Origin of the sequence: Limnobacter sp. (genome assembly GCF_043511195.1) — a bacterium.
Classification (GTDB): domain Bacteria; phylum Pseudomonadota; class Gammaproteobacteria; order Burkholderiales; family Burkholderiaceae_B; genus Limnobacter.
This window is the reverse complement of record NZ_CP121330.1, coordinates 2,955,422-2,969,090: the sequence shown is the minus strand read 5'-3', so window position 1 is coordinate 2,969,090 and position 13,669 is coordinate 2,955,422. Positions and strand designations below refer to the sequence as shown.

Annotated in this window: 12 protein-coding genes; 7 read left to right on the top strand and 5 right to left on the bottom strand. The window is 53.7% G+C overall.

The genetic code is table 11. The features are described 5' to 3' along the window. Positions 1-22: 22 nt before the first annotated feature. The 5 genes from P0D43_RS14110 to P0D43_RS14090 all read left to right on the top strand — a co-directional run bounded on the left by P0D43_RS14110 (position 23) and on the right by P0D43_RS14090 (position 4,103). Entirely contained in the window at positions 23-1,870 is a 1,848-nt protein-coding gene (locus P0D43_RS14110; RefSeq protein WP_394672725.1) for an aldehyde ferredoxin oxidoreductase family protein, read from the top strand. Further along, positions 1,867-3,240 carry an NAD(P)/FAD-dependent oxidoreductase gene (locus P0D43_RS14105; RefSeq protein WP_394672724.1) on the top strand — a complete coding sequence of 458 codons (1,374 nt, stop codon included), beginning with the start codon at positions 1,867-1,869 and terminating at the stop codon, positions 3,238-3,240. The genes P0D43_RS14110 and P0D43_RS14105 overlap by 4 nt, the downstream gene beginning before the upstream one ends. Next, complete coding sequence (locus P0D43_RS14100; protein WP_341238282.1) at positions 3,207-3,458, top strand: MoaD/ThiS family protein; 252 nt, start codon at positions 3,207-3,209, stop codon at positions 3,456-3,458. Before P0D43_RS14105 ends, P0D43_RS14100 begins: the two co-directional genes overlap by 34 nt. Positions 3,459-3,464: 6 nt before the next feature. Continuing rightward, entirely contained in the window at positions 3,465-3,767 is a 303-nt protein-coding gene (locus tag P0D43_RS14095; protein WP_159572379.1) for a hypothetical protein, read from the top strand. Between the two features lie 195 nt (positions 3,768-3,962). Next, positions 3,963-4,103, top strand: a complete 141-nt coding sequence (locus P0D43_RS14090) for a hypothetical protein (protein WP_394672723.1) — start codon at positions 3,963-3,965, stop codon at positions 4,101-4,103. A 197-nt stretch (positions 4,104-4,300) separates the two neighbouring features. Here the strand turns inward: P0D43_RS14090 and P0D43_RS14085 are convergent, their stop codons facing one another. The 5 genes from P0D43_RS14085 to P0D43_RS14065 form a co-directional block, all read right to left on the bottom strand. Then, positions 4,301-4,696, bottom strand: a complete 396-nt coding sequence (locus P0D43_RS14085; RefSeq protein ID WP_394672722.1) for a DUF1850 domain-containing protein — start codon at positions 4,694-4,696, stop codon at positions 4,301-4,303. Beyond that, positions 4,693-6,792 (bottom strand): TRAP transporter permease, encoded by a 2,100-nt coding sequence (locus P0D43_RS14080; protein WP_394672721.1) that lies wholly within the window; start codon positions 6,790-6,792, stop codon positions 4,693-4,695. Before P0D43_RS14080 ends, P0D43_RS14085 begins: the two co-directional genes overlap by 4 nt. 98 nt (positions 6,793-6,890) lie before the next feature. Next, entirely contained in the window at positions 6,891-7,847 is a 957-nt protein-coding gene (locus tag P0D43_RS14075; RefSeq protein ID WP_341237463.1) for a TAXI family TRAP transporter solute-binding subunit, read from the bottom strand. Positions 7,848-7,986: 139 nt separating this feature from the next. Then, positions 7,987-8,697 carry a response regulator transcription factor gene (locus tag P0D43_RS14070; RefSeq protein WP_341237462.1) on the bottom strand — a complete coding sequence of 237 codons (711 nt, stop codon included), beginning with the start codon at positions 8,695-8,697 and terminating at the stop codon, positions 7,987-7,989. Then, positions 8,687-9,871, bottom strand: coding sequence for a histidine kinase (locus P0D43_RS14065; RefSeq protein ID WP_341237461.1), 1,185 nt, complete (start codon positions 9,869-9,871; stop codon positions 8,687-8,689). Before P0D43_RS14065 ends, P0D43_RS14070 begins: the two co-directional genes overlap by 11 nt. A gap of 249 nt (positions 9,872-10,120) precedes the next feature. Here P0D43_RS14065 and P0D43_RS14060 point away from each other — a divergent pair, with 249 nt between their 5' ends. Beyond that, a complete protein-coding gene (locus P0D43_RS14060) occupies positions 10,121-12,544 on the top strand; it encodes a TonB-dependent receptor (RefSeq protein ID WP_394672720.1) in 2,424 nt (807 codons plus the stop codon). 66 nt (positions 12,545-12,610) lie between these two features. Next, the gene (locus P0D43_RS14055) at positions 12,611-13,627 is read left to right on the top strand and encodes a hypothetical protein (RefSeq protein WP_394672719.1); all 1,017 of its coding nucleotides are present in this window, start codon (positions 12,611-12,613) and stop codon (positions 13,625-13,627) included. Positions 13,628-13,669 lie beyond the last annotated feature (42 nt).

Genomic DNA, 13,669 nt, shown 5'->3' with positions numbered 1-13,669 from the left:
CAGAGAGAAGGGAGTAATACAAATGGCATGGACCGGTAAAGTACTGCGCGTGAACCTGACAGAAGGCACCTGTACCACTGAAGACTTGAGAATGGATTGGGCGAAAAGCTACCTTGGCCAACGTGGTTTGGCCACCAAGTACTTCGTTGAAGAAGTCAGCGCGAAAGTGGATCCACTTTCGCCCGAGAACAAGATTATTTATGCAACGGGTCCGCTGACCGGGACGATGGCGTCCACCGGTGGTCGTTATTCGGTGATTACCAAAGGCCCGTTGACAGGCGCAATTGCCTGTTCCAATTCGGGCGGCTACTTCGGCAATGAATTGAAGAGTGCAGGTTGGGACATGGTGATCATGGAAGGCAAGTCACCCAAGCCTGTGTACCTGCTGATTGAAAATGAAAAAGCCAAATTGATGGATGCGTCTGCCCTGTGGGGCAAGAGCGTGTGGGATACAGAACCCGCCATCAAGACCAAGCACCAGGACCCGCTGATGCGCGTGTGCTCCATCGGCAAGGCCGGTGAAAACCACGTGTTGTACGCAGCCATTGTGAATGACCTGCACCGTGCAGCTGGCCGTTCAGGCGTGGGCGCTGTAATGGGCTCCAAAAATGTGAAAGCGATTGCTGTTCGCGGCACCAAGGGTGTGGGCAATATTTCCAACCCCAAGGAATTCATGAAGGTGACCTACGAGAAGAAAAAAATTCTCGCAGAGAACGCAGTGACCGGCACAGGCTTGCCCACCTATGGCACGCAGGTGTTGATGAACGTGATCAATGAAATGGGTGCCATGCCCACCAACAATCACCGTGATGTGATCTTCGACGGCGCCAAAGACATTTCTGGCGAAAAAATGCACGAGCCACGCAAAACGGACGGCAAGGCCAACCTGGTCACCAACCAGGCTTGTTTTGGTTGCACCATTGCTTGCGGTCGCATTTCAAAAATTGATGAAACCCACTTCACCGTAGAAAACAAACCCCAGTACCACGGTGCTTCCGGTGGTCTGGAATACGAAGCAGCTTGGGCCTTGGGTTCATCGAACGGCGTAAACGATCTGGAAGCGCTGACCTATGTGAACTTCCTGTGCAACGAACACGGCATTGACCCGATTTCTCTGGGTGCCACCATTTCCGCAGTGATGGAATTGTATGAGATGGGTGTGTTGACCGAAGCACAACTGGGCTGCAAGGCGCCGTTTGGTTCAGCCCAAGCCTTGGTGAAATTAAGTGAAGACACCTGCAATGGTGTGGGCTTCGGTATTGAAATTGGGCAAGGGTCGAAGCGCCTGACTGCCAAGTACGGCCACCCTGAACTGTCGATGAGTGTGAAAGGTCAGGAATTCCCAGCCTACGATTCTCGCGGTATTCAGGGCATGGGCCTGGCCTATGCCACGTCCAACCGTGGTGCCTGCCACTTGCGTGGTTACACGGTTGCTTCTGAAGTGCTGGGTATTCCCGTGAAAACCGATCCTTTGGTGACCGATGGAAAGCCCGCCTTGGTGAAGGCATTCCAGGATGCAACGGCCGTGTTCGACTCAGCCGGCATTTGCGTGTTCACCAGCTTTGCCTGGACATTGGCCGACGTGCAGCCCCAAGTGGCTGCGGCCTGTGGCGATGAATTCGACATGGCCAATCTGGAAACCATGGGTGAACGCATCTGGAACATGGAACGCCAGTTCAACCTGGAAGCCGGTTTCACGAAGGCTGATGATGTCCTGTCAGCACGCCTGAAGAAAGACGCTGCCAAGGTGGGCCCAGCGAAAGGCTTGGTCAACGGCATCGACAAAATGCTGCCTGAGTACTTTGAGTTGCGTGGCTGGGACACCGAAGGGCGCCCAACCTCGGCAACACTGGAGCGCTTGGGGCTATGACTGTAATCACTCCAACACGGCACGTTATCTTGGGTAACGGGCCTGCGGGGGTGGTCGCTGCCGAGCAAATTCGCAAGCAGCGGCCTCGCGATTCAATCGTGATGGTGGGTGCCGAACCGGAACCCCCATACTCCCGCATGGCTATTCCCTACCTGCTGATTGGCAAGGTGGGCGAGAAGGGCACCTACCTTCGCAAAGATCCTGATCATTTCAAGAAGCAGAATATTCAAGAAATTCGCGCACGCGCCACCAAGCTGGACACCGCAGGTAAAAAAGTGGTGCTCGACAATGGCGACGTACTTGAATACGACAAGTTGCTGATTGCAACGGGTGCTCGGCCAATTTCACCACCCATTCCCGGTGTGAATTTGCCCGGCGTACACCCTTGCTGGACTTTGGAAAACGCGCGGCAAATTATCGAACTGGCCAAGCCCGGCTCACGTGTGTTGCAAATGGGTGCAGGCTTTATTGGCTGCATCATCATGGAAGCACTTGCATTGCGCGGCGTGAAGCTGACCGTGGTCGAAATGGGCAACCGCATGGTGCCCCGCATGATGACCGAAGGCGCGGGTACGATGATTCGCGACTGGTGTATCAAGGAAGGCGTGGATGTGCATTGCTCCACGAAAGTGGAAGCCATTGAAGTGGGCAGCCAGGCCGAGCAGCAGGGTTTAATCAGCAAGATTGGTTCTGCAATTGGTTTTGGCACCGCTGTGGCTGCAAAAGACGGCGCACCCTTGCGCGCAAAATTGTCCAATGGCAAGGTATTGGAAATTGACTTGGTGATTTCTGCCACGGGTGTAAAGCCCAACCTGGATTTTCTGGAAGGCAGCGGCCTTGAAGTTGATCAGGGCTTGTTGGTAGACGATCACATGCAAACCAATGTTAAAGACGTGTATGCCGCAGGCGACGTGGCCCAGGTTCGAGACTTCTCCACGGGTGAAAAAACCGTGAACATGATCCAACCGGCTGCTGCAGACGATGCACGCATTGCTGCCCAGAACATGATGGGGCAGGGCACGCAAACGCAGGGCAGTTTGGCCATGAACGTATTGGACACCCTTGGCTTGATCGCTGCCTCGTTTGGCCAGTGGTGGGGCGCAGAGGGTGGACAAAGCGTTGAGTTGCAAAACAAGGAAGAATTTTCTTACATACGTTTGGAGTTTTTAGACGATGTGCTGATTGGTGCAACCAGTTTTGGGCTAACGAACCATGTTGGCGTCATGCGGGGTCTGATTCAGGGCAAAATCCACTTGGGTGAATGGAAAGATCATTTGCTCGAAGATCCAACCCGATTAATGGAAGCCTATTTGGCTTGCGCTCAGTCACAAAGTACATGGAAATTACCTTCAAACTCTTTGCAACACTGACCGACTATTTGCCAGCGAACCGCAGCGACAACGCGGTTCGTTTGCAAGTCAATGTTGGCAGCACCGTGCAGCAAATCATCGATCAATTTCACTTGCCTGAAAAACTGACACACCTGGTGTTGGTCAACGGTGTGTATGTGGATCCGGGTGATCGAGCCACCAAAGTATTGAGTCCTGACGATGTGTTGGCCATTTGGCCACCCATTGCTGGAGGCTAAGCTGTAATGGCAATTTTTAACACTGACAAAGCACTTGATATGTCTTGCACCGAGCGAGAACTGCGCCGGTGGTTGCAGATGATTGCTGCAATTTTTCCGATGACCTCGGAAGAAGATGCACATGCGGATTACACCGTGGAAGGTGGTACCGCGCGTATTGCCTGGAAGGAATTGCCCGACCGTGTGATTGCCTTGGTGCGTTTGAAACGCATGGAAGTCACACTGGCGTTTTCTGAAGGTGTGCCTGCGGATGCAAGGGCACATTTTTCGAAGCAGTTTCAGATGCATACTTTGCGGGGCGGGGGCTGAGGCTGGTGCTCGGCGTTCGGCGTTTGGCGTTTGGCGTTTGGCGTTTGGCGTTTGGCGAGGTTTGGTGCGGCACCGGCTGGCCTAAGCAATGCTTCTGATCCGGCTTGATGCCTCTGGCTTGGGGCATGCGAAACGCTTAAGCGTCTTCGCATCGACCTTGCAGGTCGCCCCGCGCTGCGAAGCCGCCGGGAAGCCTTGCAAAGCCGGCCAGCCGGTGCCGTACCCAAGCCTCACCTTGCGCACCACAACGCCCGCGTGTTGCCAGTGCAGTTGCCAGCGCGCTCAGGCCGCAATGCCCTCGCAGCGCCGATCAAGAAAACCTGCCCTTGGTGTTGAATTCACCGTCCGTTCGGCAAAGCCGAAAGCGCAGCCCGCCCGCTGTTTAGCGGGTGCGCTTAGGGCGGTTAATCAATAACAAGGGGGTATTCAGGTTTTCTGGCGAGAGAGGGTATGCGCCTGAGCAAGCCAGGCAACGGGTACGCACCTGAGCAACCCAGGCAACGGGTATGCGCCTGAGCAAGCCAGACAGTAGGCTATCTGCTCACCTTGATGGTAAACGACTCGACGCCTCGATCTTCAAACTTCGCAAAGTCAATGCATTCACCAGCCCGCCGCGTCACCGCATCAAGAGCACAAAGCGTCCAATTGTCGGGAGTCAATTCAGAATTGGCCAAAGAAATTGACGGCACAACCACAGCGGTTTGCGGTTTCCATCGATACCAGCCATCGTCAAGCACAGCATTCGGTGCCGGGTCTATTCCGGCGCCGCTGCCTTTCACAAATGTTTCTTGCAGAACCAGCAATTCATTTTGAGTTTGCCAGTGCTCTACCCATTCGGTTTTTTCGACAGAGTGTGTCCAGCTCAGGGAAAACAGCAGACCTACCAGGCATGCCACTGATTTCCCTGCGATGAATACACACACACTCATGCAGTTTGCAACTTACCTTTCAGGGCGCGCATGTTGCGCCAGGCCAGGTAGCCGAACACAACTGCCAGTGCAAAGCCGATTTCGTCTGTAGCAGGCAAAGCTGCAATCAGGGTGAAAGCAGCTACCATGCCCAGCACTCGGATCCAGACTGGCAATTTCGCACCCAAGAACCCAATGACTGCCGCGCCCCACAAGCTGATCGCGAGTACGGTTTTAAACACGATGTAGATGACCGCGGGTACATAACCGATTTCACTGGCCAGTTGTCCACCGTCTTGCAACATCAATGAAGGCGTGTAAACCGCCATGAACGGAATGACAAAACCTGCGGCTGCAATTTTGACAGCTTCCATGGAAATGGTCAGTCCACGCTCCTTGGCAATCGGGGCTGCTGCGAAGCAGGCCAGCGCCACAGGTGGTGTCAGGTCAGCCAGAATGCCGAAGTAGAACACGAACATGTGGCTGACAATCAGTGGCACACCCAGTTGCTCAAGCGCTGGGCCGGCAATGCTGGAGGTGATGATGTAGTTTGGAATCGTGGGAATACCCATGCCCAATACAATGCAGGTGATCATGGTCAACACCAGCGACAGGAACAGACTGTTCTCACCCACGCTGACCACAAATTGACCAAAGGTATTGGCGGCACCTGTGAGTGTCATGGTACCAATGATGATACCCACCATTGCGCAGGCCACACCCACAGGCAGGGCTGACTTGGCGCCATCAGCCAAAGAGTCGCGGCAGACCGCCAGTGTTTCACGACCACCCTTCTTGAAGGTGTTGATTGCAATCAATGCCAGAATGGCACTGGCAATTACCCAGATGCCGAATTGCAGGAATGCTGCACACACCACACCCAAGCCAATCCAGAACAGCACGCGAATGGCCATATTGGGCAAGCCGATGGCAATTGACGCGCCAAGAATAAGCACCACGGTGAAGGCCAGGCCAACTGTACCTGCAAACAGTGGTGTGTAACCGCCCACCAGTAGCCACACCAGGGCGATGAGCGGAATTACCAGATACCACTGGTCTTTCACGGCTTTCCAGGGATTAGGCAGATCTTTTTTCTCAAGTCCCTTCAAACCATGCTTGCCCGCTTCCAGGTGCACCATCCAGAACGCGCCAAAGAAGTACAAAATGGCCGGAATGATGGCAGCTTTCACAATTTCGGAATATGCAACACCCAGCGTTTCCGCCATGATGAAGGCCACAGCGCCCATGACGGGGGGCATCAATTGACCACCCATGGACGCGGTTGATTCAACGCCACCTGCGAATGCTGCGCGGTAGCCAAATCGTTTCATCAAGGGAATGGTGAACTGACCCGTGGTCACAACGTTGGCCACACCTGAGCCAGAAATCGTCCCCATAAGTGCCGAAGACACAACAGCCACCTTGGCTGCGCCACCTTGTGCGTGGCCTACCAGGCCCAACGCGAAATCGGTGAATAGTTTGATCATGCCTGCTTTTTCAAGAAAAGCACCGAACAAAATGAACAGGAAAATATAGGATGCCGACACATAAGTCGGGATGCCGTAAATGCCCTCGGTGCCATAGGCCATGTGTTCAATCACCTGGTGAAAGTCGTATCCACGGTGATCAAACGGCGCAGGCAGGTACTGGCCAAGCAGGCAATAGGCGAAAAAAGCGCCGCAAATGATCGGTAGCGCTGGCCCCATCAGCACCCAGGTGGCGATAAACACAGTCGCGATCGCGATGACACCCAGATAGATGTCCAATTCTGTGGGGTCACCGGCGCGCAGCAACAGTTCCGTGTATTCATACCATTGATATGCCGCTACACCCACTGCGGAGAGTGCCAACACCCACCCCAGTGCCTTGACTGCCGTGTGTTTCTGAATGGCAATCAGCGGAAAGGTGAGTAGCAACAAGAAACCCACGTGAAATGCACGCTGCACCTGACTTGGGAAATCGATCAGGTGTGCGGCAGTGGCAATTTGAAAAGCGGAGAACACCACTGCAATCCAGAAAAGCAGTCGCCCTTCCAATGACTGGGTAAAACCAGCGGACGTGGGGTCATGAAAACCAGATGTGTTTTCGGCGGCAGTAGAATCGGGAATATTGGACATAGACAAAAAGCCCAGAAAGGGCCTCTAGAGAACTGAGGTTGTAAGCCACACCCCGGCGGGGTGTGGCAACTTCTTGAATTACTGCATTGGCACCACGATCACTTGATCAGGCCTTTTTCACGATAAAACTTTTCAGCGCCTGGGTGCAATGGCACGGGCATGCCTTGCAACGCGTTTTCAAACTTGATTGCATTGGCTGCCTTGTGGGCAGAGCGCAGTGCCTCGAGGTTTTCCCACAAGAGTTTGGTCATTTGGTAGGCCGTTTCATTGGACACTTCCGAATGTGTAATCAGGAAGTTCACCACAGCTGCGGTGGGTACGTCTTGTGTTTGTCCAACGTAAGTGTTTGCAGGAATAGTGCCCTCAACATAGGGGGCACCCAGCTTTTTCACCACGTCAGCAGGCACGGCCACCATGTTCACTTCCATGGAAGTGGACAGGTCTTTCAATGAGGCTACGCCCAAACCAGCGGATTGAAGGGTTGCGTCCAGTTGACGGTTCTTCATCAATTCAACTGATTCTGCATAGGGCAGGTATTCGGTTTTGCCCAGGTCTTTGTAGCTCATGCCAGCGGCTTCAAGAATTGCGCGTGCGTTCAGTTCTGTACCTGATTTAGGCGCGCCCACTGACAATCCTTTGCCTTTGAGTTGAGCCAGGCTGGTAATGCCCGAAGATTTGGATGCCACGATTTGAACGTAGTTGGGGTAAATGGCTGCGATGCCACGCAATTTGTTCAGCGGTGCCTTGAAGCCAGCTTCAGCGTTGCCTTCCCAGGCCAGCTTCACTGAGTCGCCCAGCGAAATTCCCAGTTCACCACGGCCTTGCTGCAGCAGGTTCAGGTTTTCTACTGAGGCTTTGGTGGATTGAACCTGCGTGCGTGCACCTGGAATGTTGTCAGCATAAACCTTGGACAAGGCTACCCCGATTGGATAGTAAATGCCTGAAGTGCCGCCAGTCAGAATGTTAATGAATTCGGCCCGGGCGGGGGTTGTTGCAAGCGCCAAACCGGTGATGGCCGTGGCCAGAATTGCAATTTTCGCTTTGCGAAGCATCATGCGTCATTCCTCCTGAGAAAGTGTTGTCGTATTTTGGTTGTGCAATGAATATCCCCGAGAACGTCGCAGGTTGCAAGGCAAACTGGCCAGTTTTTCCGCAAAATACGGGAAAATACGAATGAGGAAAACGTGAGTGTGTTTACTCACCGAAGCCGGGCGGTTTTCTGCCGAAACCTTGACTCCAGGCCCAAAAAGCCAGTTCAAAGTCTGTTTGTACACCCAGCTTTTGACGAATTTGTGACAGGTTGTTGCTCACGGTTTTGCCACTGATTCCCAAGCTGAGCCCCACCTGGTCAATGGTCTTTCCTTCCACCAGCAGTCGCACCACATCGACTTCTCGGGGGGTGAGGCCCCCGGGGGTGGCTCCCGTTGAATCGGTTGTTTCCCCTGCAAGATCCTGGGGGCTATCCTGGCTGTGTTGGGGAAAGTGCGGGGCGATCATGCCCAGGCTTTGAACATCGCTGGACACAAAGGTTTGCTCGCCCAATGCCATGCGAATGCCTTGAATCAGTTCATCAGGTTCGCTGGACTTGGTCACATACGCCCGTGCGCCTTGTTCCAGCGCTTTGGTGGCAACCACCGGGCTGTCGTGCATGGACAGCACCACCAAAGCCAACCGTGGCCATTTCAAACGCACGCGCTTGATCAGTTCAAGTCCGCTTTGCCCGGGCATGCTGATGTCCAGTACCAAGGCGTCGCACGCTTGGGTTTTCAGCAAGGCAAAGGCTTGTTCGGCGTTGTTGGCTTCGCCCACCACTTGTAAATCGTGCTCTGAATCGATGAAGCGTTTGTAGCCTGCGCGCACGGCGGCATGGTCGTCTACCAAAATAATCTTTGACTCAAGCGGCATGATTTTTCTCTGCGACCGGAACATGGCAACGCAACACAAACCTGTCCTCCTCGATGTTCCAGAACACGCGGCCTTGCAGGCTGGCCATTCTTTCGCGAATGCCGGTGAGTCCCAATGAAGGCGTGATCGGACCCTTTGCGGCGAGTCCGTCATTCTCAACAATCAAAATGAATTCCCGGGTTTGATCATCGAAACCCGCCAACACTTTCACTTTCTTGGTGCTGGCGTGGCGGGCGGCGTTGGTGAGCGCTTCCTGCAAGGTGCGGTACACAGCAATCGGTGCTTCTTTGGGCAGTGTGGGCGTATTGGGTGCCCAGGCGAAGTCCACATACCAGCCGTGGCGTTTGGCCCAGTTGTCGAGCAGGTCCAGTGCCGCGTCGCGCAAAGAAACCTCCAGAAGCAAGTGCGGTTTCAATTCGCGAAGCGAGCTGCGCAGCCAGCCCATCATTTCCTGTGCTTGATCGTGCACTGCTTTCGCTGCTTCCTGTGTGTGTGCCTGAGTGCTTTTGACCAGAAAAGCAGAATTCACCGAGATCGAGGTTAGCGATTGGCCAAAGTAATCATGCAGGTCCTGGGCAATCGCTTGTCGTTCGCGCTCTTGAAGGTCAACCACGCGATTCAACAGATCACGGCTTTTTTTCTGCTCAGCGTTCAGGGTGTTGATCAGTTGGGACACGCTGTCGTGAATTCGTTTGAATTCCTCAATCCTGAATTCGTCTGAAATCTTCAAGCCCGGCGGCGGCAAGCTCGGGTCGCGTTCAGCTTCCTCATAGTCGCGCAAGCCCTGTACCAATTGCTGCAAAGGTTTGTTCAAGGCGGGTCTTAGGGAATACCAAACCACCACACCGCTGCCCGCAGCCATGAGCAGCAACATGGCGCTAATTAAATAGAGTTCCCGCCGTGTTTCCCTGCGTTCCTGTTCTGCTTTGCGTTCGGCCAGTTGTTGGCGCAGGCGTTGCAGCGCGATATTGCCCAGAGGCTCGGCGCTAGACAGACCCCGGTGCAAGTCGTCGACCAGTGCAGAGGCTGCAGCGTATTCGGTTTTTACATCGAGCCGACCCATGGCGAACACCACCAATACGCAGAACACGGCCCACAGGCCGAGCCAGGTGAGCAATCGTCTAACCAGCAACTCGCTTAAACGCATGGATTGAATACCTTGAATGAATAGCAACAATGTGCACCAGAAATTGCGGGTGTTGAAGGGGGGAAATCCTTTTCGGGAAAACTTCCCTGTTGAAACCTGGAAAATTTCAAGAATATATAGGGAACAAGTCGCGTGGTTGCCTGGCCATTCTCCATGGTGCGCAGAGCAGGTTGACCGCGTGACTTCAAAAAACAATTCCAATTAAAAGGGCTATGCATGTTTGCGCGTCAACATTCTTTTGGGTGCCTCGGGGTCGTTGCACTTTCCGGTTTTTCCATGTTCGGTTCTGTCAGTGCCCAGCAACTGCAAGAGGTTGAGGTGATCTCGACCACGCCTTTGCCGGGTTCTTCCATACCCGTTGATCAGGCCCCGTTCAGTGTCAAGAAGGCCGATGACTTTCAACAGAACGCTGACAGGGAGTCGCTGAGCCGAAGCCTGTTTCGCGGTATCAATGGTGTGCAGGTCACAGACAATCAGGGCAATCCTTATCAGTCCGATGTGACGTATCGCGGATTTTCTGTGACCCCCTTGTTGGGCACGCCGCCTGGTTTGTCGGTGTATGTGGACGGTGTACGGCAAAACGAAACATTTGGCGATGTGGTGCGCTTTGATGCCATACCGCAATCGGCCCTGAAAGAGGTGGCCGTGCTGCCGGGCACCATGCCGCAATTCGGTTTGAATTCACTGGGTGGGGCCATTGTGATGCAAACCAAAAGCGGTCGGGATTTTCAGGGTACGCAACTGGATGCAGAGCTGGGTGATTTCGGACGCACCCGCTTTGGTGCGCAGAAGGGCTGGGTGGATGAACCGACACAACGTGACTTCTATGTGAACTTCAATTCATTCAGGGAAGATGGCTGGCGTGTGTTGTCGCCCAGTTCAGTGATGCAGTTGTTCGGCAAAATTGGGGTGCTGTCGGGCGACACACAAACCAATTTCAGCTTGTCGCTTTACGAATCAGACTTGAACGGCAATGGTGTGGTGCCGCGCAGTTTTTATGAGCAAAGCCGCGCGCAGTCTTACACCTACTTTGACAATACCCAAAACACTGGCGGTCAGTTTGCAGTGGACTTCACCCGGTATTTGCAAAGCGGTGCGGAGTTGACTGCAAATGCGTATTATCGCAGCTCAAAATCGACCACCTTCAATGGCGATGGCAACGAGAACGAAGATTACCGCTTCGGTGTGGCGGAGTTTGAGCCAGACCGTGCCGAAGTGGAAGGCAATCTGGGCCCAGGCACTTACAACGTTACTTGCAGTGCACCTGCTGCCACCGCTTATGCACCCGGTACGGTTACCTTTGATGAAAACGACCCCGCTGCCATGGATCCCGACAGCGCCAATTGCCCCGGTGCAAACAACCGCGGTGTATTGAATCAGGACGTGGTTGGCTTGGGCCTGCAATACGCACTGGCACCCATGGGCGCACACAAGGTGTTGGTGGGAACGCAGCTTGAATTTGGCAAATCGGATTTTCGGCGCAGCTATGCCTTGGGCGTGTTCAATGCAGATCGCACAGTGCGGGAATTGTACGCGCCGATTGAACAGGTCAATGTGGAGGCCAATAACCGGCAGTTTGGCGTGTATGCGCAAGACGTGTGGACCCTGAATGACAAAACCACCCTGTTACTCGGTGGCCGCTACAACCATGCCTCGGTTAAAACCACGGATCGTTTAAAGCCTGTGTTGATCAACGAAGAGGGCGAGGCCAGCCCGGGCCTGAACAATGACTACACTTACAGGCGATTCAATCCCTCGGTCGGTATTGCCTACCAAACTGCCATACACAGCACCTGGTATGCCAGTGCAGGCACCAGCAACCGCGTGCCAACGCCGGTTGAGCTGGCCTGTTCTGATCCTGAATTCCCTTGCTTGTTGCCCAATGCCATGGCGGCAGACCCGTTTCTTGAGCAGGTTATTACCACCACCGTGGAGGGCGGTTATCGGACGCGCTGGGCAACAGGCAGCACCCAGTATGGTTTTTCCTTCAATGTGTTCAAGGCCGACAACAAAAACGATATTTTGTTTGTGACCGATGGCGCAGGTTCTGGCGGCTTTTTTCAGAACTACGGCAAAACCCGTCGGCAAGGCGTTGAACTGGATTTTGATCTTGACACCCCAGTCTGGAATTTTGGTGCCAGTTACCAGTACCTGGATGCCACATTCCAGAGCGCAGCGCGACTGGCCAGCGAGGGCAATAGCAGTGCGGTGGATTTGAATGGTGACCCGGCGGTTGAAGGTGGATTTATTCAGGTACGGCCTGGTCACAAAATTCCGGGCTTGGCTGAGCACAATGTGAAGTTGTCATTGGGGTACAAGGCCAGCGATACAACTACGCTGTTTGTGGACATGCAGGCACAAAGTGAGCAATTCGCCCGCGGTAACGAGAACAATCAGCACCAGGCAGGTGTGGTGAATATTCCTGGCGAGGGGCCTGTTGAATTTCGGGACAATGGTCGAACTCCGGGTTTTGCCGTGTTCAATTTGGGTTTGAATCACGAGGTGAGCAAAAATCTCACTTTGATTGCCCGGCTGAACAATGTATTCGATCGTGAGTATTTCAACGGCGCAGTGCTGGGTGGCAATGTATTTGACCGCAATGGTGCTTTGGTTGAAGACGAGGGCGATATTACGTATGAAAGCTTTTTGGCGCCCGGAACCCCCCGAAATGCGTGGGTGGGCCTGAGTCTGCGGTTCTAATATTTTGAGGCGACGCCTGAATCGGATATCCTTTCGGGGTTGTGTTGATTCAGGCTTTGCTTTCACATGCATTTGAACGTTCGAAATTTTATCCTTGTTGTTTCTTTGCTGTTTGCAACGCCGCTGTTGCATGCCCAGCCTGCAAACTGTTGGCAGCAGCACCGCGCCACTGTGTACGAGTGGACTTGCGCAGGCCAAAGCCTGCCTGCAGAAGGACAAGATTTTGCCTTGTCAATTGTGGTGGTGGATTCTCCAAAAGCCTTGATGGTGATTGATTCGGGAGCCACTGCAGCGGTCGGTGAAAGTGCCGCGGCAGCCATTCGTTCCAAATTTGGAACCAAACCGATCTGGATTCTGAATACCCAACCGAAGCCCGAGCATGTGCTGGGCAATGTTGGATTTCGCGCCGCTTTCGCTGCCACATTGAGCGAAGGTGAGTCGTTTGCAAGCCGCTTGGTGGCGGGCAAGCGCACGGCAGACTTGATGCAAGCCCGTTGCCCGGCATGCATCGAGAATTTTTCTGAGCGCATGGGCAGTGGCTCTGTGAAGGGTACAGAATCTTTGGTGCCGGGTCGTATTTTAAGAACAAAAACCGGCCACTTGGGTGTGTTGCACAACGATTGGGTCTCTTGGACATTCCGTTTGTACAAGGATCTTGAAACCGAAGAGGCGTTGGTGTTGCGTAATCAGGAACTCAAACTTTGGTGGGTGGGGTCTGCTGTGCAAAATCGGGACATTCCCGATTTATACGACGGCAACGTGGTGGAACGTATCAATTTTCTGGGACGGCTTAAAGCCCGTATGCGATCCGATGAGACTATTTTGACCTCATTTGGCGCTTTGGGGCCCGACTGGATCGAGCGCAATCTGAACTACTTTGTGCGGGTTCAGCAACTGGTCTTGTACGGTTTGGAGGAAGGGGTCAGCGAGGTCGAGTTGATTCAACAAATCAGTGCACAAATTGGTGAATTCAAGAACTCGGTGTATGTGCAAACCGACCCCAACGTCAATGCCAAGGCACTTGAAACCCATCAACTGAATATTCAGCGAATCTTCCGTCAGACGGAGCCGTTTGCTTTCTGATCCGACTGGCTGGAATACGGCTTGCTTGTAGTCTCTTGAACT

Coding starts and splice junctions, on each gene's coding strand:
- P0D43_RS14070 (WP_341237462.1), bottom strand. CDS start 8,697: ATGCCGCTTGAGTCAAAGATTATTTTGGTAGACGACCATGCCGCCGTG.
- P0D43_RS14055 (WP_394672719.1), top strand. CDS start 12,611: ATGCATTTGAACGTTCGAAATTTTATCCTTGTTGTTTCTTTGCTGTTT.
- P0D43_RS14075 (WP_341237463.1), bottom strand. CDS start 7,847: ATGATGCTTCGCAAAGCGAAAATTGCAATTCTGGCCACGGCCATCACC.
- P0D43_RS14105 (WP_394672724.1), top strand. CDS start 1,867: ATGACTGTAATCACTCCAACACGGCACGTTATCTTGGGTAACGGGCCT.
- P0D43_RS14095 (WP_159572379.1), top strand. CDS start 3,465: ATGGCAATTTTTAACACTGACAAAGCACTTGATATGTCTTGCACCGAG.
- P0D43_RS14085 (WP_394672722.1), bottom strand. CDS start 4,696: ATGAGTGTGTGTGTATTCATCGCAGGGAAATCAGTGGCATGCCTGGTA.
- P0D43_RS14110 (WP_394672725.1), top strand. CDS start 23: ATGGCATGGACCGGTAAAGTACTGCGCGTGAACCTGACAGAAGGCACC.
- P0D43_RS14100 (WP_341238282.1), top strand. CDS start 3,207: ATGGAAATTACCTTCAAACTCTTTGCAACACTGACCGACTATTTGCCA.
- P0D43_RS14080 (WP_394672721.1), bottom strand. CDS start 6,792: ATGTCCAATATTCCCGATTCTACTGCCGCCGAAAACACATCTGGTTTT.
- P0D43_RS14060 (WP_394672720.1), top strand. CDS start 10,121: ATGTTCGGTTCTGTCAGTGCCCAGCAACTGCAAGAGGTTGAGGTGATC.